Source organism: Bacillus subtilis subsp. subtilis str. 168 (assembly GCF_000009045.1).
Lineage (GTDB): Bacteria > Bacillota > Bacilli > Bacillales > Bacillaceae > Bacillus > Bacillus subtilis.
Genome location: NC_000964.3, coordinates 791450 through 814279, shown reverse-complemented (window position 1 = coordinate 814279; position 22830 = coordinate 791450). Strand labels below are relative to the sequence as shown.

The window sequence follows — 22830 nt, the reverse complement described above, 5'->3', positions numbered from 1 at the left end:
TGAATTCATCAAGTGTCAGCTCTCTTTTGGCAGACAGCTCAAAATCCTCCTCATCTTCCCAAGCGGTAAACCACTCGACCGAGAAAAGCTGTTTTTCATGACGCTGTGTATGTATTGATAGAGCGTTTCTAAACATTTCTGATCATATTCGTCAGGTTTTGCCTTATCCATGGCAAACGTCCCCTCTACAGCATGAACCATCACTGAAATGGCAATCGTAAATGAACGGACACATTCTCAGCTTCTGCAAGATAAATCCCAGCCGCATCAATGCCTGACCGAAGCGGATGCCCTTTCCGCGAACGCCGTTCTTGCTGACCGAAAAAACCGGTTTCTAAAGGGAGTTTTCAGCCGGAAAATAGTAAAATTGTGTCATAAAGGTTGTCCTTTCCTGCACCAATTCGATTATGATGCATTATAACGAATAAAAAGACACTGCATATGCGCAGTGTCTTTCGTTATTAATGCCCCGCCTTAATTCCAGCAAGATGTTTACGTCCCATGAGAAGGACAAGCATGCCGACAAAAACGACGATTCCGCCTACTGTATATGGTGTGCTTGCAGTAAAGTGTTCTGACAGCATTCCTGCAATCCACGGGGCGAGCGCGCCGCCGATGAAGCGGACTGAGCTGTAGGCTGAAGACGCGATTGAACGTTCAACCGGCGCAGAACCCATCACAGCGGTTGTCATGATCGTATTCACCATACCGAGGACAGCACCAGCGACAACGATACATGTAATAATCAAAGTCTGATGGTCTGTCCAGATCCCCATAATAACGAGAATGGCCGCAAAGGCGATAAAGAGAACGACTAGCGAACGCACTGTGCCCAGCGCTTTGTGCACGAGCGGCGCCGTAAAGACTGACGTAATCGCCAGCAGAAGGCCCCAGCCGAAGAAGACATATCCAAGACCGTGTTCATCTAAATCCAGTACGAACGGAGAATAAGCTAGCAAAATAAAAAATCCAAAGTTGTATAGGAATGCCGATACCGCCATTGTCAGCAGGCCTTTATATTTGAGTGCCTTCATCGCATCAAACACACCGACGCGTTTCGCCGGTTTCGGCAGCTTCGGAAGCATGAAAGAAATCGCGATTAACGCAATAAACATCAGGACAGATACTCCAAAAAACGGTGCGCGCCATGAAATGCTTCCGAGCTCTCCGCCTGCAAGCGGCCCGACAGAAATCCCGAGACCGAGCGCGGCCTCATACAAAATAATCGCTTGGGCGCTGCCGCCGACTGACACGCCAACGATGACCGCAAGCGCTGTTGAAATAAACAAAGCATTCCCTAATCCCCAGCCGCCGCGATAGCCGACTAACTGAGCGATTGAGCTTGAGCTGCCGCCAAGCCCCGCAAACACAATAATAAAAATAAGTCCGAGAATTAATGTCCATTTCGCGCCGATGCGGCTGGAAATGGCTCCTGAGAAAAACATCATAAATCCGGTTACAAGCAAATAACTTGTAAACAAGAGTGATACTTCACTAGGTGAAGCATGCAATTGTGCGGCAATGGCCGGAAGAATTGGATCGACCAGCCCGATTCCCATAAAAGAAATCACACAGGCAAACGCGACAGCCCATACCGCTTTTGGCTGGCTGAGCAAACCCGTTTTCTGATTCACTTGTGTTGTCTTATCCATTTGACCTAACCTCCATCTTTATTCCATTAAAAGAAACGCTACAAAAATAGCGTTTAACAAACTTTTCATTCGATTGATTGAATGGCGCGTTCCGCTTTGCCTTTCATGCCCTGCAGGCGTTCTTTAAAGCTTTGGAATGTGCGGATTTTCTCATCAATCAAATCCAGCTGGTGATTCAGGGTTTCCTGAATTTCCTCCAGTTTTTCTTTCCGTTCCTTAGGATCCAGTGACAACAAATACCCCTCTTTGTTTAACTCTAGCTGGCGGCTGGTTTCCATGAAATGCTGAAGCTCCTGAAGGGAAAAACCGAGCACCTCTTTTGTGCTGATGACTTTCTCAAGCTCCTCCATATCATCCTCTGAATAAAGCCTTACACCGCCGTCTGTCCGTTTCGGCGCCGGAATCAAGCCGATTTCTTCATAAAACCGGATGGTCCGCTTTGTCAGCCCGCTTCTTTTGGCCACTTGATCAATCTTCATCCATTCCAAGGTAAATCCCCCTTCGCCGTTTCTGTTACCATTATACACCTTTTGAACCTTAACGTAAACGTTAAGTTTTAAAAAACAATAAAAAAGACGAGCAGCATACAGCACCCGTCTTTCACTTTCCTGTTTAAGCTAAACTTCCCGCCACTGACAGAGACTCTTTTTGAAGGCTTTCAGAAAGCACTCGATACGCGATCACTTTCTTCTTGTACTGTTTCACGACGTCGATATGGTCGTCGTAGCGGTACACGAACAGCTTCACGTCTTTTTTTCCTTTTTTTGTATCTATCACCAGAGGCGTGCCGCCGTTTTCCGGATGTAAATAACGCTCTTCATCACCTGGATAGATATAATATTTTTCCAGGAAGATAGCTTCGTTAAATTGATCAATCACTTTCTGCTTCTCTGCACCCTCGAGGCGTTTTCCATCTAGAGAGAGACTCGCATTTTCGTCACTCAGCTTGGCGTGCACTTCAAATTTGCCGAGCAGCCATTCTATGACGCCTGTAGGAAGACAGGTTAATACGATTTTCACCAGACTCATGAGAATTAACATCACGATCGCCCATGTCATACTTCATCATCTCCGTTAGTTTTCCATGTGCCGCTGACACACAACTTTATCCTAACATAAGCAGGCCGGTTCGTTTTTGTCCATTATGTGAAAAAAAGCGCGGCCTGCTGCGGCCACGCTTTTTAGCTTTCCAGTTCTTCGATCATGAGGGACAATTCTGTCCAGCGGTCCATCGCAGCCTCAAGCTCTTCCGCCGTTTTCGCCTGCTCGGCCATCAGCTCTTGGATTTTGCCAAAATCACTGCCTGCTGCGGCGATGTCAGCTTCAAGCTGTTCATGCTTTTCTTCCAGCTGGGCAATTTTATCTTCGATGCCGTCCCATTCCAACTGGTCTTTGTAAGAAAGCTTTTTCCGTTTTTTCTTCGGCTCGGCTTCAGCCGTTTTTTCCTCAGCTGCCGGTTTTGGGGCCGCTTTTTTCGCTTTTGACTCCTCCATATAGTCGCTATAGGAGCCTTGAAAGCGGGAAATGACACCATTTCCTTCAAATACAATCAAACGGTCGACGACGCGGTCAAGGAAATAGCGGTCATGGGATACGGTGATGACGACGCCTGGGAACTGGTCAATATAATCCTCAAGAACGCTTAATGTTTCAGTATCCAAATCGTTCGTCGGCTCATCGAGAAACAGGACATTCGGCTCCTGCATGAGAACCTGAAGCAAGTATAAACGGCGTTTTTCCCCGCCGGACAGCTTGCGGATATACGTCTGCTGCATCGAACGCGGGAAGAGGAAACGCTCGAGCATTTGTTCAGCTGTAATCATATCGCCATCTGCCGTTTTTACGACCTCCGCCGTTTCTTTTATATAGTCAATGACTTTTAACTCACCGTTCATTTCACTATGATCCTGAGTATAGTAGCCGATTCTGACCGTCTGTCCGATCGTAATATCGCCTCCGTCCGGCGTATGACGGCCGGCAAGGGCATTTAACAGCGTTGTTTTCCCGATGCCGTTCGGCCCGATGATCCCGATCCGTTCACCTGGTATGACAAGTTCATTAAAACGGTCGACGAGCATGCGGCCGTCATAAGCGATCATGACGTTCTCCGCTTCAATAACCTGTTTTCCGAGACGGTGCGAGCCAATGGCAAAATCGAGTGAACCTGATGACTGAGGGCCTGTCTGCTCTTTAAGCGTCTCTACCCGGTCAATTCTCGCTTTTTGTTTTGTGGAGCGGGCTTTCGCTCCTCGTCTGAGCCAAGCCAGTTCGCGGCGCAGCAGGTTTTGCCGCTTCGTTTCCTTTTGCTCAGCCTGCGCTTCCCGTTCCGCGCGTTTTTCTAAAAACACTTCATAGTTGCCTTTGTAAGTGTAGAGGCTGCCTCTTTCAAGCTCATAAATGCGGTTGGTGACACGGTTTAAGAAATATCTATCGTGCGTCACCAGCATGACGGCGCCGGGATATTGGCTTAAATACCCTTCAAGCCACTCAATCGTTTCATTATCCAAATGGTTTGTCGGCTCGTCCAAAATGAGCAAATCAGCGGGCTGAATTAAGTTTTTGGCAATGGCCACCCGTTTTTTCTGGCCGCCTGAGAGCTCATTGACCGGTTTTGTTACGTCGTTGACGCCCAGCTTAGACAATACGGTTTTTGCCAAGGTGTTTGCATCCCATGCATTGTTCGCGTCCATTTTCGCTTGTGCTGCCAGCAGGTGTTTCTGGCGCTGTTCATTTTCGGGATCTTTCCCCAGTTCATACAGCGCTTTTTCATATTCACGCAAGGTTTTCATCACAGCCGATTCACCGGAATAGATATGCTCCAGCACTGTTTGCCCCGCAGGCAGCTCCGGGTCTTGATGAAGAAATTCGACCTGCACGCTTCCGGATTTCGTGATTTCTCCTTCTTCGATAGATTCCAAGCCGGCAATCACTTTCAACAGCGTTGATTTTCCTGTTCCGTTCGGCCCGATTAATCCGATTCTCTCATTCTCTTCAATATGAAAGGAGATATGGTCAAATAATGTTTTATCTCCGTATGTTTTATAAAGATTTTCCGCTTTTAATATGCTCATGGTTCCTATCAATCCTCACGTAAGTTCATGTGTACATTTTAAATCAGCCGCTGGAATAAAACTAGTAAAACGTCAGACGAATTTCATGGAAATGCAGGATAAGAAAAAGACCGGGGATGTTTGTCCCCGGTCTCTTACTCTTCCTCAAGCGCTTTTTCGGCCATTTTCGCAAGATGCTGCGCGCTTCCTGAAATCTCCTGCATCGTGGCGGAAATTTGTTCAACAGCAGCGGCTTGTCCGTCTGTATGCTGGTTAATCGACTCAATGGATTCCTCCAGCCCTTTCAGCAGGCTGTGGATTTTTTTCGTAATCTGGTCAATTTGGCCGACATTTTCTTTTGAATGCGTCGCTAGCTTTCTGATCTCATCTGCGACGACAGAGAATCCTTTTCCGGACTCCCCTGCTCTTGCCGCTTCGATCGCGGCGTTCAAGCCGAGCAGATTGCTTTGGTCCGAGATGCCTTTAACAGTTACTGAAATATCGGCGATTTCACCGGCGCTTTCGCTTACTTTTTTCGCCTGAGAGGAAATGCCCGACATTTGAGTTGAAAACCCGTTAATTGATTCAGAAATGTCGGAAATAGCCGCGGCTGTTTGTTCAACAACAGCTGATAAGCTTTCCGCGACATCATGCAGCTTTGACGACTCCTCAAGGCTCGTTCCGAGGCCGACGCCTCCAATGACTCTTCCATTCTCGTCGTGCAGCGGGATGGCACGCGCGATCAATGGGAAGCCGAACAATTCTTTCGGAACCATGCTCGTCTTCTTCTGATTGCTGCGGATGGCATCTGTGATGATATCCCCTTCCTGCAGCGGATCGCCGGCTTTTACGTTCAGCGAAAAGGTTTTGGCCGGTATATTCACGAGCAGTTTTTCCGTATCATAAATGCCGATTGTAATATCATCCTGAACCAGGCTGTTTAAATAAGGGGCTACTTTGATAAATGCGTCCAGAATATCTGCGGTTTCTTTTTCCGTATTTATGGTCAATTCCATTCACTCCTTTTCATTAATAAGGGAAGCTGCGTTTTTCGTGCTGGACCGAGATCCATTTCAGCGTTGTAAATTCTTCGAGGCTCCACTCACCGTTTAAACGGCCGAGGCCTGATTGCTTTTCACCGCCGAAGGCTACATTCGGTTCATCATTGATGGTCGTGTCATTGACGTGAATCATGCCTGTTTCAATGCGTTTCGCAAAAGCCACGCCGCGCTCAAGATTTGACGTATGTACGGCACCGCTCAAGCCAAACGGGGTTTCGTTTGCGATATCCACCGCTTCGTCTTCTGAATCAAACTTCATAAAGGAGACGACTGGTCCGAACAGCTCTTCCTTGGCAATGCTCATGAACGGTTTGACGTCTTTTAAGATCGTCGGTTCCACGATCGTCCCGTTAAATCCGCCAAGCTTCACTGGTACAGCGCCTTCTTCAATTGCTTGCTCTACAGTCTTCATCAGCCCGTCCGTCTGTCTGCTGTTGATTAATGGCCCGATAATCGTATCAGGGTCCATTGGGTCGCCGACTTTCAGCGATTCCACTTTTGCCTGGTACAGCTCAAGGAACTTGTCATAAATAGAAGAATGAACAAGCACGCGGTTGGCTGACATGCAAATCTGCCCTTGATGTGTAAATCGGCTGAACACCGCCGCATTGACCGCATATTCTATATCTGCATCCTCAAGTACGATGAAGGCGCTGTTCCCGCCAAGCTCAAGAAGCGGCTTTTTAAAATGCTTCATCGCAAGCTGTCCGATGTAGCTGCCGACTTTCGTAGAACCGGTAAATGAGATGATCCGCGGCACTGGATGCTCAACGAAGCTGTCGCCGATTTCAGCAATGTCTGTGACAACAACATTCAGCAGCCCCGCTGGAATTCCCGCGTTCTCAAAAATTTTCGCAATCAGCGTTCCGCCGCAAATCGGCGTTTCCTCATGCGGCTTTAGCACAACGCCATTGCCGGCTCCGAGTGCAGGCGCCACTGATTTCATAGATAAAAAGAATGGGAAGTTAAACGGACTGATGACACCGACAACGCCTGCCGGCACGCGATATAATCTGTTTTCCTTGCCATCTATTGTTGACGGAAGAATTTTCCCCTCCATGCGGATTGGGAACGTTGCCGCTTCTTTTATGATGTTTTTGACAAGACCGATTTCAAAAGCTGCTTTGAGCCTTGTACCGCCTAGCTCCTCCATAATCAAATAAATAATGGCTTCTTCATTTTCTTCAATATACGTGACGGCTTTTTCTAAAATGGTTCTTTTCTCGAACGGGTTGACCGCATCCCATTTTTTCTTTGCCAGCGCCGCTGCCCGATACGCTTCATCTACATCGTCAGCAGTCGCTTTACGGAATGTTGTGAATGTTTTTTGAGTATAAGGATTTTTGTTTTCCAATACATTTGGGCTGCTGCCCTCCTGCCATTTCCCGCCGATAAACTGTTTATTCAACTCTTCATATTGAAACATGGTCAGCATCTCCTTTATAACCGCAAATCAAAATATGGGCGAATCTATTTTTTCTATCGGTTCATCTTGCATAAAATTGAATATACGATTAGTAAAAATTACTATCCTATGATACGACAACGCTGTTTCGCTTCTATCATTTAAAGCAGAAAAATATTTTATTGACTACGTCAAATTTCGACAATATAATACAACAAGAACTGCATATAATGATTAGAATATTTTGAATATTTCTAGGAGGAACTTTTGATGAGTTCATTATTTAGAAAAAAACCGCTTGAAACATTGAGTGCGCAGAGCAAGTCAAAAAGCCTTGCCCGTACGTTAAGCGCATTTGATTTAACCTTGCTCGGTATCGGTTGTGTCATCGGTACAGGGATTTTTGTCATTACAGGAACAGTGGCAGCGACCGGTGCAGGTCCCGCCCTCATCATATCGTTTATTTTAGCGGGGCTCGCCTGTGCGCTGGCTGCTTTCTGTTATGCTGAGTTTTCGTCTTCCATTCCGATTTCGGGAAGCGTGTACTCATACTCATACGTGACACTTGGAGAGCTGCTCGCCTTTTTGATCGGATGGGATCTCATGCTTGAATATGTCATTGCACTGTCGGCGGTTGCCACCGGCTGGTCTTCATACTTTCAATCACTGCTTGCCGGCTTCAATCTTCATATTCCGGCTGCACTGACAGGAGCGCCGGGAAGCATGGCGGGCGCCGTATTTAACCTTCCGGCTGCGGTGATCATTCTCCTCATCACTGCGATTGTCAGCAGAGGCGTCAAGGAAAGCACACGCTTTAACAACGTCATCGTACTGATGAAAATCGCGATCATATTATTGTTCATTATTGTCGGCATCGGCTATGTGAAACCGGATAACTGGTCTCCTTTTATGCCATTCGGGATGAAAGGCGTCATACTTAGCGCTGCCACTGTATTCTTCGCGTACCTTGGGTTTGACGCGGTTTCTAACGCATCAGAGGAAGTGAAAAATCCGCAAAAAAACATGCCCGTCGGCATTATTTCAGCTCTAGCCGTCTGTACGGTTCTGTACATCGCGGTATCGCTTGTGCTGACAGGCATGATGCCTTATGCCAAATTGAATGTCGGAGATCCTGTATCCTTTGCGCTGAAATTCGTCGGACAGGACGCTGTTGCCGGAATTATTTCTGTCGGTGCGATTATCGGGATTACGACGGTGATGCTCGCTTTGCTGTACGCACAGGTCCGCTTGACATTTGCCATGAGCAGAGACGGCCTTCTGCCTGGATTGTTCGCAAAGGTTCATCCGTCATTTAAAACCCCGTTCCGCAACACATGGCTGACAGGGATCGTTGCAGCGGGAATCGCCGGCTTTATTAACCTCGGAACGCTGGCCCATCTGGTGAACATGGGAACACTTGCCGCGTTTACGGTCATTTCCATTGCTGTCATTGTGTTAAGAAAGAAACATCCTGAAATCAAAGCGTCCTTCAGAGTGCCATTCGTTCCGGTTGTGCCGATTATCAGCGCAGGCATCTGCCTTTGGTTCATGTACAGCCTTCCCGGCGTCACATGGCTTTCATTTGTCATCTGGATCGCTGTCGGAACGCTGGTTTACTTCCTATATTCGAGAAAACACAGCTTATTAAACAAATAATCTCTTTTCAGCCGGCGGTGCCTCACCCGCCGGCTTTTTCCTTTTTTTATGTGCTATACTTTGAATACATATGAGAAAGGGAGACACACAGATGAAGCGATACCGCACTTTATTATTTGATGTAGATGATACCATCCTTGATTTTCAAGCGGCAGAAGCTTTAGCCCTGCGTTTGCTGTTTGAAGATCAGAACATTCCTTTAACAAATGACATGAAGGCGCAGTATAAAACCATCAATCAAGGTCTCTGGAGAGCCTTTGAAGAAGGTAAGATGACACGGGATGAAGTCGTAAACACACGTTTTTCCGCTTTGCTCAAGGAGTACGGTTACGAAGCGGACGGCGCTTTGCTTGAGCAAAAATACCGCCGCTTTCTTGAAGAAGGACATCAGCTTATTGACGGTGCATTTGATCTCATCTCAAATCTGCAGCAACAGTTTGATTTGTACATCGTGACAAACGGCGTGTCTCACACACAATATAAGCGTCTCCGTGATTCAGGATTATTTCCATTCTTCAAGGACATTTTCGTTTCTGAAGACACCGGCTTCCAAAAGCCGATGAAGGAATATTTCAATTACGTGTTTGAACGGATTCCTCAATTTTCAGCAGAGCACACATTAATCATCGGGGATTCACTAACTGCTGATATCAAAGGCGGACAGCTCGCCGGGCTTGATACTTGCTGGATGAACCCTGACATGAAGCCGAATGTGCCAGAGATCATACCAACCTATGAGATTCGTAAGCTTGAAGAGCTATATCACATTTTGAATATCGAAAATACCGTCAGCTGCTAATCAGGCTGACGGTATTTCTTTCATAAGAATCTTTTTTCCTCTTGATAAATTCTTCACCTTATGAATAATATGGTGGTATGCTTTGGTTATATATGTAAGGAGGAGACTCAATGGCTATCGCCGCCCCGTTAAAAGAAAAAACAGTTCAAAAACCAGGCACCACGGTGTATCCGATTTTGATTATTATCGGAATTTGCCATATGCTCAACGATTCGCTTCAGGCTGTGATTCCGGCCATGTTCCCTATTTTGGAACGCTCCATGAGCCTGACGTTTACACAGCTCGGCATCATTGCTTTCACATTAAACATGGTGTCATCCGTCATGCAGCCTGTTGTCGGCTGGTATACCGATAAACGGCCGCGGCCGTATGCGCTGCCAGTCGGTTTGACCGCCAGCATGCTTGGCATTTTGGGCCTTGCATTTGCCCCGTCATTCATAACGATCTTATGCTGTGTGTTTTTCATTGGATTAGGCTCGGCCATTTTCCATCCGGAGGGCTCCCGTGTGGCGTATATGGCCGCCGGCACAAAACGCGGGCTCGCCCAATCGATTTATCAGGTGGGCGGAAACTCAGGCCAGGCGATGGCACCGCTGATCACCGCGCTGATCCTTGTGCCGCTCGGGCAATTCGGCGCTGTTTGGTTCACGCTTGTCGCCGCGCTTGCTGTTATGTTTCTCATGTATATTGCGAAATGGTACGCCTCACGTCTCGGCAGCCTTGCCCAGAAATCAGGCAAGCAAAAGAAAACGGCTGAAAACACGGCCATCACCAAATCTGTTGTATCTGCTCTTATTATTATTATATTTCTCATTTTTGCTCGTTCTTGGTATACGAGTGCGATCGGTAACTTTTACACGTTTTACGCGATGGATACCTATCACGTAAGCATTCAGCAGGCACAAAGCTATATTTTTGTCTTCTTGCTGTTCGGCGCGATCGGCACGTTTCTCGGCGGCCCGCTTGCAGACCGTTTTGGAAAACGCTTCGTTATCCTCGGTTCGCTGTTATGCTCGGCGCCGCTGGCGATTGTGCTGCCATTTGCCGGCCCGGTTCTCGCCTACGGCGTGCTCGCATTGATTGGCTTGGTTCTGATGTCGAGCTTTTCTGTAACGGTCGTCTACGCACAGGAGCTAGTTCCTGGAAAAATCGGCACAATGTCCGGTTTAACCGTCGGGCTTGCCTTCGGGATGGGCGCAATCGGCGCTGTGGCGCTGGGCGCTCTGATTGATGCCGCGGGACTGACCCCGACGATGATCGCCATTGCCTTTCTCCCTGTCCTCGGCATCCTTGCCTTCCTATTGCCAAGTGACCAGAAGCTGAGAGAATGGCATAGCTGAAAAAACCCCTGCCAGGCGGCAGGGGGTTTTTTAATCCAGCTGGATAAAATGAGTGTCAGGCACTGCGTGCTTCGGGATAAAGCCATCCGCAAAGTCCGGAAACGCCGACTGTATTTCATCAATCCATCTTTTCAGATTTAATATATAGGGCATATAAATCATCTTAATTGTCGCTTCGTCTTCAATCCGGTAGTACCAGCAAAGATTAAACTCTTTTTCTGTCACCAGCGTAAACCCAGAGAAATGATAGAAAATCAGCGGCGTTTCATCTATATACACGCGGCCGTCCTTTTGCCCGACCTTATAGTTTTCGATATTCCAAAGCGCTGTATTGGCTCCTATGGATTTGACAACATGAACACCTTTAAACTGCTCCGGCCATTTCTCCACATATCTTTGATCACCATATGTCTTTCGTTCCGTATCCATTTCGACCGTGCAAAATTCAATACAGTCCTGTCTCCACTGCCACACCGCTTCATATGCTTCCTTTGTATTACCGGCGCCGACAAAGCCTGTATTAAAGCGTCCGGTTCGGTCGTAGTAGGACATGAAGCGCGGCGAATTACGATGATCAGTCAAATACAGAGACGCCGTTGGGTTTTCTGCAAAAATACGTGCCGGATCAGAAAAGAAAAATAGATCCGTATCCATATGGGCAAAGTATTCAGCGTCATCCCACTTGCTCATCACATGAAACAAAAAGGCGGGCTTTAACGTCCAGCAATATTCATGAAACGTTCTGTTGCTTTTCGCTTTCAACAGCTCCGGGTCTTCCATTTCATGCAGCTGCACAAAGGTTACATGCTCCCATGGAACGTGCTGAAGCAATTCATACGCTTTCTGGTCGACACACAGCACATATAAATGAAAATCATCGCAATGCTCATGGAGAGAATGAATCATAGGCATGAGCTTAAAGATATGTGTCCTTGACACTATCGTTGAAAAATGAAATGTACTCACTTATACCACATCCAATGATCTAAGATCCACGTGCAGCAAATCGTTGACAAGCGCATACAGTGCGTTGGCAAAATCGTTCACGCCTAGCTTTTTCTTCGCCTTAGGCAGAAGCTTGCGGACAGTTTGCAAATCAAAGCTTTTCGCCGTCACCCTTGGGGATTTCTTTCGCCAATCCGGATCAATGTTGCGCTCTTTAACAACATGCAGAAGCTCAAGAAACAGATTCAGCAGCATATCATATTTCTGTGATTCCAGCAGCTTTTGAATATCAGCCATGATTCTGTTCGTCATGTCAGGCGGGAACGGCCCATTAAAAGCGAGATGAACGTCTAAGGAGCGGATGTTATTGTATTTATCGCACATATAGGCAATGTTTGCCCGAATATCGTCTACAGACTTACAATTGCTTGGATGTTCCTGATGAACACTGACAATATCACGGCGAAGCCTGAAGGTCAATCCGGCCTGATGAAGCCTGATCCCGAGGTCATAATCCTCAAACCCGTACCGCACAATGCCTTCGTCAAATAAACCGAGGTCAACCACATGCTTGCGTTTCACAGAGGAATTATTCGTGATAAAAAAGCGCCATGGCATATGATAGCCTTTCAAGTCATCGCCGTACTCATCTAAAATCTTCTTGAGCACGTCTATAAAGTCGGTATCGAGGTCAAAGCTTTTATCAAGAAAGCTTCCGTTTTTGATGTCCGCTTCCTCCAGCAGCTTTTGTTTGTCTTTCTTCGGCATTTCACCTGTGAGCTTTGCGAGCTGTTCCTTATGTTCTTCTTCAAATCGTTCATAGTAAAAACTGTAGATCCGTTTCCAAAACAACCCGCACACGACGAGATTCTCTTCGTTCTCATGGGCTTTAATATGTTTTGCCACAAGGTCCTTTGCCGCAAGCATATCGCTGTCATGGAAAATCAGGATGTCTCCTCTGGCATTGCGAAGCGCCTGATTTCGTCCGTACGCAATGCCCCTGTTTTCTTTAATCCGTGTAAAGATCAGCGGAAAATCAGCTTGAAATGACTCAAGCATCGAGAGCGTCCCGTCCTCAGAGCCATTGTCCGCTACAATGACTTCAAATTCTTCATCGCACTCCTGCTGGTTTAATGACAGAAGGCTGTTGTAAAGACGCTCCTTCGAATTATATGCAGGAATAATAACGCTTGCTTTCACTTCATTTTCACTTCCTGTATTTACTCATTTATTTGTTGTCATCTTTTGAAGCAAAACCGTTAAATTCAGGGTCTAACGTTTGCATGTGCTGAATGATATGCGGCAGTGTCTCTTGATACAGTTCATGCACAAACGGCAGATCTGTGCGGGTTGTTTCATGAATCTGTTTGATTTCATTGATGCTGACGATTCGGTATCCGCTGAAATGATAAAAGATCAGCGGACTGCCATCCTCCAGCACGATCCGGCCATCTTTCCAGGAAAACGTATGCTGTCCATAATTCCAATGGCCGATGTTCACGCCGGGTGTTGTAATGTCACACACATTCGGAAACAGCTCAGACATATAATCCAAATAGCCCTGATCACCGAATTTCCCTTCACCCGGTGCATTTTTGCATTCCTCAAGACAGCGTTCCTTCCACCACTCCAAGCAATCCGTGCCTGCATCATCATGCTTGAAGCTGATAAACCCGGAATTATATCTGCCTAAAAGACGCTGCAGCATGTCAATCTGCTCTTTCTCAAAAGAAGGGATTACAATATCCCCTCGTGAAAGCAACACCGAGCAGTCCGGCTGGTTTTCAAAAATCGGCGATGGATCTGCATAGAAAAAGAGATCCCCGTCAATATACGTCACACGCTCCAGCTCAGGATTGCTGTTCAGCACAGCTTGCAGAAAGATCGGCTTCATCGTCCAGCAATACTCACTTTGATCTCTAGTTTCCTTCAGCTTCAGCAGCAATTCATTTTCAAGAGCGGCCACCGGCACAAGGTTCAGCTGCTTCATCTTCAGCTTCTGTAACACGCGGTGCGTATCTTCATCCATGCAAAGTATAAAAATGGGACTGTCTTGATCAACTTGCTCTAACGACTTAAACAAAGCGACTGCCTGATATAATCTTCCTTTTGATAAAACGGTGCAATACGCGCTGGTCACAGTCTTGTTCACCTCGTTTCACATTACTTTTTGAAGAATTCCGTATACCACTCAATCGTTTTTTCAAGTCCCTCATCAATAGTGTAGGCCGGTGTCCAATTCAGCAGCTTTCTTGCTTTTTCCGCGGATAAATATTGATGTTTGATTTCATTGCTTCCCTGATTCAGCACCTTAGGTTTCAGATTACTGTTCATTTTCTTTAATATTTTCTCTACCAGTTCAAGTACGGTCAGCTGGATCTCATTGCTGAAGTTAAAGGCCTCTCCGGCAAGATTGTTTTCTTCCATTTTTTCTGCAAGAAGCAGATAAGCCTGAACGGCGTCTTCAATATAGAAGTAGTCCCGTACAAATGTGCCGTCGCTTCGGATTTCCGGCGCTTCCCCGTTCAGCACAAGCTGAATCGTCTGAGGAATGATGCGGTTGAAGTTCAAATCTCCGCCGCCGTATAAGTTTCCGCAGCGCGTAATGCAGACCGGAAGCCCGTACGTGTGAAAATAGGTGTGGCTGATCAGATCTGCGCAGCTTTTTGAGACGTCGTACGGGTGCTTGCCTTGCAGCGGCATGTTTTCATCGTATGGAAGGTTTTCTTGATCGCCGTAAGCTTTATCACTTGAAGCGACAATGACCCGCTTAATTAACGGATGCTTGCGGCAGGCTTCGAGAATATTCCAGGTGCCGAGGATATTCGCTTCAAAGGTAGAAATCGGGTTGCGGTTTGCCACGCCGACAATCGCTTGTGCAGCAAGATGAAAGACTGTGTCGATCTCATACTCGCCAAGCGCGCGTTCAATCACAGCCAAGTCCTCAAGAGAGCCCCGCACGATGTTCATTTTCTTGATATGTTCTCCCTGATAAAGATTGGATTGAGGCACATGATCCCTGACTAGCCCCGTAACGTTTGCGCCCTGTTCGATCAGCTCTTTCACCAAATAGCTTCCTAAAAGACCTGTGCATCCCGTGACAAATACGTTTTTATTTTTCCAGAAACTCAAATCAATTCACCATACCTTCCATACTTGTTGTCCTTGATTCCACATTTTGTTGACTTCTAAGAGATTTTTATACGTATCGATGGCCGTCCAAAATCCGTAATGGCGGTACACAGCAAGCTCCCCATCTTTGGCAAGGTTCTTCAGCGGTTCATCTTCGAACATCGTGTTCCCGTCCTTCGGCAAATAATCGAAAACCTTTGGACTAAGAACGAAGAATCCGCCGTTGATGATTCCATCACTTGATGTCTTCTCAGAAAATGTTTTCGCCATGCCATCCTCAACTGTCAAGGTGCCAAACTGCGAGACTTTGTCAATGCCGGTGACAGTCGCGGCAGCACCTTTTGTCTGATGATAGCTGATGAGATGGAAAAGATTGATATTGGCCAGCCCGTCTCCATAGGTGAGCAGAAATGTTTCATCACCGATATAGTCTTTCGCCTGCAAGATTCTTCCGGCTGTCAGCGTATCTACCCCAGTCTCCAAAAACGTAATTTTCCACGTTTCAGGCTGCCCCAGCATCTGTACCTCTCCCGTAGAGCTGTCGAGTGTCAGGCTGTTGTGCTTCCATTCATAGTCGAGAAAGTATTCCTTGATTTTTTCTCCTTTATAGCCCAAAAGCAGAATAAACTCGTTTACTCCGTAGTACTGATAAATTTTCATAATATGCCATAGAATCGGTTTGCCGCCTATCATGGCGAGCGGTTTAGGAATGTCATTCGTGACTTCACTCATTCTCGTTCCTTTTCCGCCGCAGAGAATGACCGCTTTCATCTCTACCCCTCATCTCTATGAATATTGAGTTCGAAACCTGGTACATCTTCACAATCTATCAAGGCATTTCCCCGATAATTTGTCCGATTTCAATCCGGTTTCAAAATCTACTGTAATGATATGAGAGAAAGCCAGCCTTGGTGACCAAATGGAATCTATTTTTTCAAGTTGGTTGTATAACCAAAAAAAGAGCCTTGAGCGAAGGCAATGCGCCCGCTCAAGGCTCTTTTTCATCTTATTTGATTTCTTTCTCCTTGCCGTAATGATAGTCTGACGGATCAACGGCTTTGAAATCATTTAGTTTATGGAACCTCAGCAAGTCTTTGTACAGGACACTGTCTGAAAGGCTCAGCTGCTGGTTCACTCTTGTTTTCAGATTCTTCGTTTCTTCATTCGCTTTCAGTTTTTCACCTGTCTTCGTATCGTAAATGATATTGTCGACTGATGTGTACTTCGGCGTTACGAAGTCTCCGTTTCTGAATGCCACCGTATCGTCGTGGTCTTTAGAGAATAAATCAGTACCAAAGTTGATATATTTCTGAGAATCAATTCCTTCTAAGTGCAGAAGTGTCGGCATGACGTCAATTTCGCCGCCATACGTATGGTTCACTCCGCCTTTTTTGCCAGGAACGCGGATCATCAGCGGCACACGCTGGTTCTGTGCGTTTTGATAATCTGTGATCTCTTTTCCAAGAATCTCTTTCATCGCTCGGTTATGGTTTTCAGAAATACCGTTATGGTCACCGTAAATCATGATGACTGAGTTGTCATACAGGCCGGCTTCCTTCAGCTCCTTGAAGAATTGCTCAAGCGCTTCGTCAAGGTAACGCGCTGTCTGGAAGTAGCTGTCAACTGTGTTATCGCCTGTTGTCGCTTTTTTAAGAGACGCGTCTTTTTCATCAAGGTTAAACGGATAATGGTTTGTCAATGTAATCAAATGCGCATAAAATGGCTGTTTAAGAGATTCAAGCTTTGGAATCGATTCTGTAAAGAACGGCTTATCCTTAAGCCCCATATTAATCACATTTTCATCTGACATATCATACGTGCTTGCGTCGAAGAACTTGTCATATCCGATATGTTTGTAAATCTGGTCACGGTTCCAGAACGATTTGTAATCACCATGCAGGACGGCGCTTGTATAGCCTTCCTTCTGGTCTAAAATCGCAGGAAGCGACTGGTAGGTGTTTTCGCCTTTCGTCACAAACGCGGAGCCTTCAGGAAGACCGAAGATCGAGTTATCCATTGTCAGCTCGGCATCAGATGTTTTTCCCTGGCCTGTCTGATGGAAGAAGTTATCAAAATACGTCACATCTTCCCCGCCGTGCGCAAGTTTATTTAAGAAAGGCGTCACCTCTTCACCGTTTAGCTTGTAGTCAATCAGGAATGACTGGAAGCTTTCGAGGTGAATTTTAATGATATTTTTGCCTTTGGCAGAGCCGAAGTACTCGGCGTTTGGTTTCGCATAATGAGACGTCGTGTAATTCTCGACACTTGTTAAATCATCGCTGCTTGCATAGGCTCTTTGCGTCTCTGTTTGAGCCGTCTGTACACCGTCATAAATGGTGTAGTTGTATAAACCTAAATATTTCACAATATAATTGCGGTCAAACGTTCTTGTCAGCAGTTGCGGACGGTCTTTTTCCGCATAGTGCAGGTTGATGAAAAACAGTGCGATCCCAGAAAGGATCACTAAAGATGCAAAGCGTTTTTTCATTTTGTATTCTTTTAATTCAGGTCTCCAGATCAATACCGCAATCAAAATGATAATATCTAAGAAATAGAAAATATCATGACCGGCCATGATACTGAAAATCCCGTCTCCCATGTTTCCAACGTTTCCGGACTGTTTAATGTTCGGGAACGTCAAGAAATCGTCAAAGAAACGATAGAATAAAATATTTGCATATAACACAAATGTCATCAAGAAATCGATAATCAGCATAATAATGGCTGATTTACGCCCTTTCGCCAGCAAAGCCAGTCCTAAAAAGAAGACGGCGCTTGAGAATGGGTTAAATATCAGGAGGATCTCCTGAGTTGTGCCTTTTACCCCAAGATTAAACTCAGTCTTGTAGGATAAATACGTTTTTGCCCAAAACAGTATAACAGCCAGCACAAAAAAGCTAAGTTTGTAAGAAAAAAGTTTCTTCATGGCAACCTCTACTTTCTTAAACACTTTAAGTTCTTCATTCATATTTACCTGCTCTTTATATCCTGCCTTCCAATTCCTTCTTTCCAAACAAAATCAAGGCATCACACAACAATAAATACACCGCGGCAAGCCGGAATATTTATGTTTCGCACCATATCATTTTTATTACAACCATTTGGAAACCAATCACTGGACGAAAGAAACCTTCATTTCGTTTCACATTTTTTTCTCGGAAATAAAAAAAGGATTTCTTTTGTCATGTGTGCCTTTGAAAAAAGAAATAGATACCGAGTATAAGAATAACATAAACTAGCAAAAACGAAAAATAGGTTTTGCAGACAGCCCGCCCTTCCGGCGGACTGAAGTTATTGTATGCATCAATGTTTAGCGCGATCACCATTTTTTCGAAAGGACTAAAAAGACTGGATGTCTCCAGTCTTCTTTATCTATATCCCTGCCCAGACATCCTTAGCGTACATACCGGTATCCTGCAGATGTCTCAGCCAGTTTTGCGCTTCTTGTTCCCCGGTTCCATGGACAGCCTGATACGCTTTTTGAAGTGCCGCCTCCACATCCGGGGCCATTTTGCTGCCATCACCGCATACATAAAGCCTGCCACCGCGGTCAAGGATTGATATTAATGTATCTGCTTGGTCAGCCATGAGATGCTGGACATATGTTTTCGGCATGCCCTCTTTTCGGGAAAAGGCTGTGTGGACAGTGACGATTCCGTCTTTTTCAAACCGCTCAAGCTCATCTCGGTAAATAAAATCCCGATCGTTCCTGCATCCAAAATAGAGATGAGCCTCACCGAGCGTTTTGCCCTCCCGCTTTAAAACATCGCGGGCTTGAAGGAAACCGCGAAATGGCGCGACTCCCGTGCCTGGCCCGACCATAATAATTGGCGTTTCAGGGTCTTTCGGAAGCTGAAACCGGGATTCCGGTGTGCGGATAAACATCACGACATCATCACCGGCTTGACGCTCAGCTAAATCATTTGATGCCACACCCCTGTATTCGCCACGGCCGCTCCACGCCGGGCCGCGCACGACACCGACTGTGATCGATGCTTGCCGCGGATTCACTCTTGGAGAGCTTGAAATCGAATAGTATCTCGGTTTTAACGGCCGTAAAAGCTCTAAAAATCGTTCAAACGGCATGTCACACGCTTCATACTTTTCAAGCAGATCCAGCATGGAAATTCGTTTTTTCAATATTTGCTCCTGATAAACACCCTCTGCTGACAGTTCTTCTAATTCGCGCCTATGCGGCGGACACACTGTAAATGACGCCAGTTCACGTATTTGCGCTCTTGTGGCTGCTTCCTGCACCTCGACGCTGTAGCTGAGAAGATCATGCAGGCTGACAGGACGGCCCAATGGCAGATGCCCCGCACTGCGGCCGCTTGCCGACAATGTCACTTGGTCGGTTCCCTTCAGACCGAATCTGTGAAGAATCCGGCTGACATTGGTTTGGCTGTTTTTTGGCAATACGCCAAGATGGTCGCCCTCTTGATATTCAACATCCGGCGGCAATGCAATTTCGATATGGCGAGTGCTTCGATCGCTGTCTGCGGACTGGAGTTCACGATTTTCGGCAATGGATGCGTGAGAGGCTTCGTACGATCTAGCGAGCGGAGACTCGCCCAGCCCTCTGACAAACTGAAGGCTCAGCGTGCTTCGTTCCTTATCAGCGTTTTCATTAAGCTCAAGTCCGAATGCTTTGATGGCATCCGCCCACATGCTTTTTTTCCACTCGTCAAGCTGCCCTTCAAAATCACCGCTCACATCCCCTTCCCCGCGCGCAGAAAACCGAGTCGCGCCTTTCTCCGCAAGCTGCTCATCAATGAATCTCGGCACGTATTGATACGTGCTCGCCCAGTTGTGGTCGCCGCAGCCAAATACCGCGTAATGGACGCCCTCAAGCTCACCCGGTTTGATTTCTTGAAGCCACTGCACGAATTGTCCGGCATTGCTTGGCGGCTTTCCATTATAAGACGAGGTCACAATGACAACCGCTCCCTCTTTCGGCAGCTTTCCAATCCGGTCGTTCAGAGGTGCTGTCTTTGTCCTTACGCCGTGAAGACTGGCAGTATCAGCAAGCTCCCGGGCGACGCCTTCTGCGGTGCCGGTATCTGAGCCGTACAGCACGAGAAGCGGGCGGTTGTTAAGACCGATGACCGATGCACCCTTTGCTTCCGTTTTCTCCTTTTGCTCATCAGGCGCGGCTTTTTCAGCTGCCTGGACGTCTGCATGAATGGCTTCCTGATGACGGCTTTGAACACTGATGTGAAAATCGCCCGGCTTAAGTGTTAAGGTTTGTTTGATATCAAGCTCATAATTCTCATGATCAATCAATGTGAAATATTTTAGAATCATGCCTAACACAAGTGTGGCTTCATGAAGGGCAAACTGCATGCCGATACAGGCCCGTTGTCCATTTCCGAATGGTTTGTACGCATGATGAGGCACTTGGTCCTGATGCTCAAACCGTTCCGGCCGGAATTCTTCTGCGTCCTTTCCCCAAGCGTCTCGATCACGATGAAGCTGCGGAATCAGCACAGAAATTCTGTCATTCGTCGTGATCGGAAATTTTCCGCCAATGACTGTGTCTTCTTTTGGATAAAGGCTGAAAGCCGGAGCTGTCGGCCATAAGCGCAGTGATTCATTTAAAATCATCCGTATGTATGTAAGCTCCAGCACTTGTTTATAGGTCGGCGCTGCATCCGTCAGCACCCGATCGACCTCTTCATACGCCTTTTTCAGTTTGTCAGGATGCTTCAATAAAAAGTAAGTCGCAAAGGAAAGCAGGCCGCTCGTTGTTTCATGGCCGGCAATCAAAAACGTGATGATCTGAAAGCGGATATTTTCGTCGTCGAGCTTTTCACCAGTTTCCGGATCTTCCACATTCAGCATGCGGGCGAGCAAATCTTTTTCATCCTGGTCTCCATTCGCCCTGCGCTCTGCAATAATGCTGTCGACTAACGAAAACATCGTTTGAATATCATAGCGGAATTGCCGCTTTGTTCTGACCATAAGCTTATCTTGAACATCAAGCCGCTGCATTTGATGCATCGCTTCATCAAGCGCCCGCACCATGCTGTTGATAAACGGGTGGGGCGTTTCTCTGTAGTAACTGTTAAAGCGGTAGTTAAACCCGCATAGCCCAATGGTGTCGAGCGTCAGCCGGGTCATATCTCCCGGGACATCGACTGCTTCATTCGGGTTGAGCCTTGCCCATTTTTGAATGAGCTGAACAGCGATATCGACCATTTTCTCATGATAGTCCTTCATGGCCCGCTGGCTGAACGTCGGCATCAGAATGTTGTGCGCTTTTCTCCAGTTAGGCTCATGCGTCCAGCTCGTAAACAATCCGTCACCGGAAAATGCGCGAACCTTTTCCAAGGCGCCTTCAATGCTTTTATCAAACCGTTCTTCATCACAAACCTCTTTCACCAATTCATGGCCGGACACTACAATGGTCGTGCCCGCGGGTGTATGGATTTGAAAAATCGGGCCCTGTTCTTCCGCCAGTTTGATCAGCGAAAGCGTCGGTTTGTCTTTATCAATTAAAGGCAAATTGCCGAGCGGCCCAAACGTCTTCGGCTGAGGAATCGGGCTTGTTTCCTTCATCGAACCATTCCTTTCCGTATGAAATGCCTTCTATTTGACTACATTTCCCTTTCATGGTCATGATTATTCCGTTCTCCCAATTGACGCATGATCGCTGTTTTTTCTATACTTGAGAAGCTGTACAATACGCGAATAAGGTGAGTTTATATATGGATTTTGAAATTCGGTTTTTATCCTTTTATGTCATACAGGTGGAAGGCAAAGATGAGCAGGCGAACAAGCAGTTCAAGCACTTCCAGACCCTTGATACGGGAGAATTTGAAGAAAGCGAGCTGAAGGACTTTCTCGACGGGGAACTGAAAAAAATCGTTAAACGGAAAGCCGACCGCCATCCGCAGTCCGAGCAGGTGCCGACGAAAATCGGCCATTTTATCGTCGAGCCCGGCCACGAGCTCGATTCCAACCCAAACTACAACATGTTCAACCGCGCGCGTCTGGCGGAAACAAAAGAAGACTTCAATGAGCTGAGCGAGCAGTTCGTCCGCACGTACCTTGACACAAGCGCGGTTCGCGGCGGCGTGTTTCTCGTCGCTTCGGCCGTGCCGAGAAAATACTTTGATGAGTCATTTGTCTTCATTATGAAATGTGATTTTGAGCCGAAGGTCGCCCGCATCTCTGACGCGTCTTCTCTCATTAAAAAAGTCGAAATGGCGATCACGACAAAAAACATGAAAAGCATCCAATACCCGTACATGCCAGAGGAAGGAATGGTCGAGGAAGGTGAACTGAAAATCCACCAGGCCTCGCACGCCCGCTATTTTGAGGACTTTCTGAAATTCGTCGAGTACGGAGAATCGATGCCAGAAATCATGAAAAATCAGGTCATGAACATGGTACAAGAGCACGTCTACGAGACATTTGAAGACAACAGCGAAGAACTCAAGCAGTTCGAGCACGACATTGAGATTTGGGAAGCAAGCGAAAAACGGGAAATCCAAGAGCGCCTCGACACCCATCAAGTCATCGAAGCCTCCGCCCAAATCATCGAGCACACGCCAGAGGCCCAGCTGAAAATGAAAGTCGGAGAAACAGAGATTAAGGGATTGCTAGCGGATTTTGGCGATTCTATTCATCTCGCAAAAGTAAACGGGCGCTATGTCGCGCTGATTGAAGCCGAGACGATTTCGTTTGAGAAAGGCAGTTCACCGGTGGAGTTTTATAAGCCTGAGGGGCTGCATGAGGTGATTGAGCGGATAAGGAATAAAACAGAGCAAGACTAAAAAGTCCAGAAA

General features: G+C 46.7%; 18 protein-coding genes. 4 read left to right on the top strand and 14 right to left on the bottom strand.

Annotation, left to right across the window (positions count from 1 at the left end; all coding sequences use genetic code 11):
• Positions 1-15 precede the first annotated feature (15 nt).
• The 7 genes from yfmN to vdhT all read right to left on the bottom strand — a co-directional run bounded on the left by yfmN (position 16) and on the right by vdhT (position 7189).
• Positions 16-171, bottom strand: coding sequence for a hypothetical protein (gene yfmN / locus BSU_07410; protein NP_388622.1), 156 nt, complete (start codon positions 169-171; stop codon positions 16-18).
• Positions 172-461: 290 nt separating this feature from the next.
• Positions 462-1652 (bottom strand): metal (copper) efflux transporter, encoded by a 1191-nt coding sequence (copO, locus tag BSU_07400; RefSeq protein NP_388621.1) that lies wholly within the window; start codon positions 1650-1652, stop codon positions 462-464.
• Between the two features lie 65 nt (positions 1653-1717).
• A complete protein-coding gene (copP, locus tag BSU_07390; RefSeq protein ID NP_388620.1) occupies positions 1718-2140 on the bottom strand; it encodes a transcriptional regulator (MerR family) of metal (copper) efflux transporter expression in 423 nt (140 codons plus the stop codon).
• Positions 2141-2264: 124 nt separating this feature from the next.
• Entirely contained in the window at positions 2265-2711 is a 447-nt protein-coding gene (gene yfmQ, locus BSU_07380; RefSeq protein ID NP_388619.1) for a hypothetical protein, read from the bottom strand.
• 122 nt (positions 2712-2833) lie between these two features.
• The gene (gene ettA / locus BSU_07370; protein NP_388618.1) at positions 2834-4723 is read right to left on the bottom strand and encodes a putative energy-dependent translational throttle A; all 1890 of its coding nucleotides are present in this window, start codon (positions 4721-4723) and stop codon (positions 2834-2836) included.
• Between the two features lie 134 nt (positions 4724-4857).
• Positions 4858-5718 carry a chemotaxis sensory transducer (sensed target unknown) gene (gene yfmS / locus BSU_07360; RefSeq protein NP_388617.1) on the bottom strand — a complete coding sequence of 287 codons (861 nt, stop codon included), beginning with the start codon at positions 5716-5718 and terminating at the stop codon, positions 4858-4860.
• Between the two features lie 13 nt (positions 5719-5731).
• A complete protein-coding gene (gene vdhT / locus BSU_07350; protein NP_388616.1) occupies positions 5732-7189 on the bottom strand; it encodes a vanillin dehydrogenase in 1458 nt (485 codons plus the stop codon).
• 249 nt (positions 7190-7438) lie between these two features.
• On the opposite strand from vdhT, the gene mtrA reads away from it, so the two are divergent.
• From mtrA to yfnC, 3 genes are all read left to right on the top strand, one after another.
• Positions 7439-8824, top strand: a complete 1386-nt coding sequence (mtrA, locus tag BSU_07340; protein ID NP_388615.1) for a methylthioribose permease — start codon at positions 7439-7441, stop codon at positions 8822-8824.
• A 91-nt stretch (positions 8825-8915) separates the two neighbouring features.
• Complete coding sequence (pynN, locus tag BSU_07330; RefSeq protein ID NP_388614.1) at positions 8916-9623, top strand: pyrimidine nucleotide phosphatase (promiscuous); 708 nt, start codon at positions 8916-8918, stop codon at positions 9621-9623.
• Between the two features lie 110 nt (positions 9624-9733).
• Entirely contained in the window at positions 9734-10963 is a 1230-nt protein-coding gene (yfnC, locus tag BSU_07320; RefSeq protein ID NP_388613.1) for a putative efflux transporter, read from the top strand.
• Positions 10964-10993: 30 nt separating this feature from the next.
• On the opposite strand, the gene yfnD is transcribed toward yfnC, so the two are convergent.
• The 7 genes from yfnD to cypD all read right to left on the bottom strand — a co-directional run bounded on the left by yfnD (position 10994) and on the right by cypD (position 21598).
• Entirely contained in the window at positions 10994-11929 is a 936-nt protein-coding gene (gene yfnD, locus BSU_07310) for a putative glycosyltransferase (complex carbohydrate synthase) (RefSeq protein ID NP_388612.1), read from the bottom strand.
• Positions 11930-13108: a putative glycosyltransferase (complex carbohydrate synthase) gene (yfnE, locus tag BSU_07300; protein ID NP_388611.1), complete on the bottom strand. Its 1179-nt coding sequence runs from the start codon at positions 13106-13108 to the stop codon at positions 11930-11932.
• Positions 13109-13136: 28 nt separating this feature from the next.
• Positions 13137-14048 carry a putative glycosyltransferase gene (yfnF, locus tag BSU_07290; RefSeq protein NP_388610.1) on the bottom strand — a complete coding sequence of 304 codons (912 nt, stop codon included), beginning with the start codon at positions 14046-14048 and terminating at the stop codon, positions 13137-13139.
• 23 nt (positions 14049-14071) lie between these two features.
• Positions 14072-15040, bottom strand: coding sequence for a putative CDP-sugar-dehydratase/epimerase (spmG, locus tag BSU_07280; RefSeq protein ID NP_388609.2), 969 nt, complete (start codon positions 15038-15040; stop codon positions 14072-14074).
• Positions 15041-15046: 6 nt separating this feature from the next.
• A complete protein-coding gene (spmH, locus tag BSU_07270; RefSeq protein NP_388608.1) occupies positions 15047-15811 on the bottom strand; it encodes a glucose-1-phosphate cytidylyltransferase (sporulation) in 765 nt (254 codons plus the stop codon).
• A 235-nt stretch (positions 15812-16046) separates the two neighbouring features.
• Positions 16047-17966, bottom strand: a complete 1920-nt coding sequence (gene ltaSA / locus BSU_07260) for an exported glycerol phosphate lipoteichoic acid synthetase and anion-binding protein (protein ID NP_388607.2) — start codon at positions 17964-17966, stop codon at positions 16047-16049.
• Positions 17967-18412: 446 nt separating this feature from the next.
• The gene (gene cypD, locus BSU_07250) at positions 18413-21598 is read right to left on the bottom strand and encodes a bifunctional P-450/NADPH-P450 reductase 1 (protein ID NP_388606.1); all 3186 of its coding nucleotides are present in this window, start codon (positions 21596-21598) and stop codon (positions 18413-18415) included.
• Positions 21599-21747: 149 nt separating this feature from the next.
• Here cypD and yetN point away from each other — a divergent pair, with 149 nt between their 5' ends.
• Positions 21748-22818 carry a hypothetical protein gene (gene yetN, locus BSU_07240; RefSeq protein NP_388605.1) on the top strand — a complete coding sequence of 357 codons (1071 nt, stop codon included), beginning with the start codon at positions 21748-21750 and terminating at the stop codon, positions 22816-22818.
• Positions 22819-22830 lie beyond the last annotated feature (12 nt).

What these genes read in the sequence shown, in the direction of transcription:
- yfmN (NP_388622.1), bottom strand. Translation starts at nt 171, where the DNA reads ATGGATAAGGCAAAACCTGACGAATATGATCAGAAATGTTTAGAAACG.
- copO (NP_388621.1), bottom strand. Translation starts at nt 1,652, where the DNA reads ATGGATAAGACAACACAAGTGAATCAGAAAACGGGTTTGCTCAGCCAG.
- yfmQ (NP_388619.1), bottom strand. Translation starts at nt 2,711, where the DNA reads ATGACATGGGCGATCGTGATGTTAATTCTCATGAGTCTGGTGAAAATC.
- ettA (NP_388618.1), bottom strand. Translation starts at nt 4,723, where the DNA reads ATGAGCATATTAAAAGCGGAAAATCTTTATAAAACATACGGAGATAAA.
- yfmS (NP_388617.1), bottom strand. Translation starts at nt 5,718, where the DNA reads ATGGAATTGACCATAAATACGGAAAAAGAAACCGCAGATATTCTGGAC.
- vdhT (NP_388616.1), bottom strand. Translation starts at nt 7,189, where the DNA reads ATGTTTCAATATGAAGAGTTGAATAAACAGTTTATCGGCGGGAAATGG.
- mtrA (NP_388615.1), top strand. Translation starts at nt 7,439, where the DNA reads ATGAGTTCATTATTTAGAAAAAAACCGCTTGAAACATTGAGTGCGCAG.
- pynN (NP_388614.1), top strand. Translation starts at nt 8,916, where the DNA reads ATGAAGCGATACCGCACTTTATTATTTGATGTAGATGATACCATCCTT.
- yfnC (NP_388613.1), top strand. Translation starts at nt 9,734, where the DNA reads ATGGCTATCGCCGCCCCGTTAAAAGAAAAAACAGTTCAAAAACCAGGC.
- spmH (NP_388608.1), bottom strand. Translation starts at nt 15,811, where the DNA reads ATGAAAGCGGTCATTCTCTGCGGCGGAAAAGGAACGAGAATGAGTGAA.
- ltaSA (NP_388607.2), bottom strand. Translation starts at nt 17,966, where the DNA reads ATGAAGAAACTTTTTTCTTACAAACTTAGCTTTTTTGTGCTGGCTGTT.
- cypD (NP_388606.1), bottom strand. Translation starts at nt 21,598, where the DNA reads ATGAAGGAAACAAGCCCGATTCCTCAGCCGAAGACGTTTGGGCCGCTC.
- yetN (NP_388605.1), top strand. Translation starts at nt 21,748, where the DNA reads ATGGATTTTGAAATTCGGTTTTTATCCTTTTATGTCATACAGGTGGAA.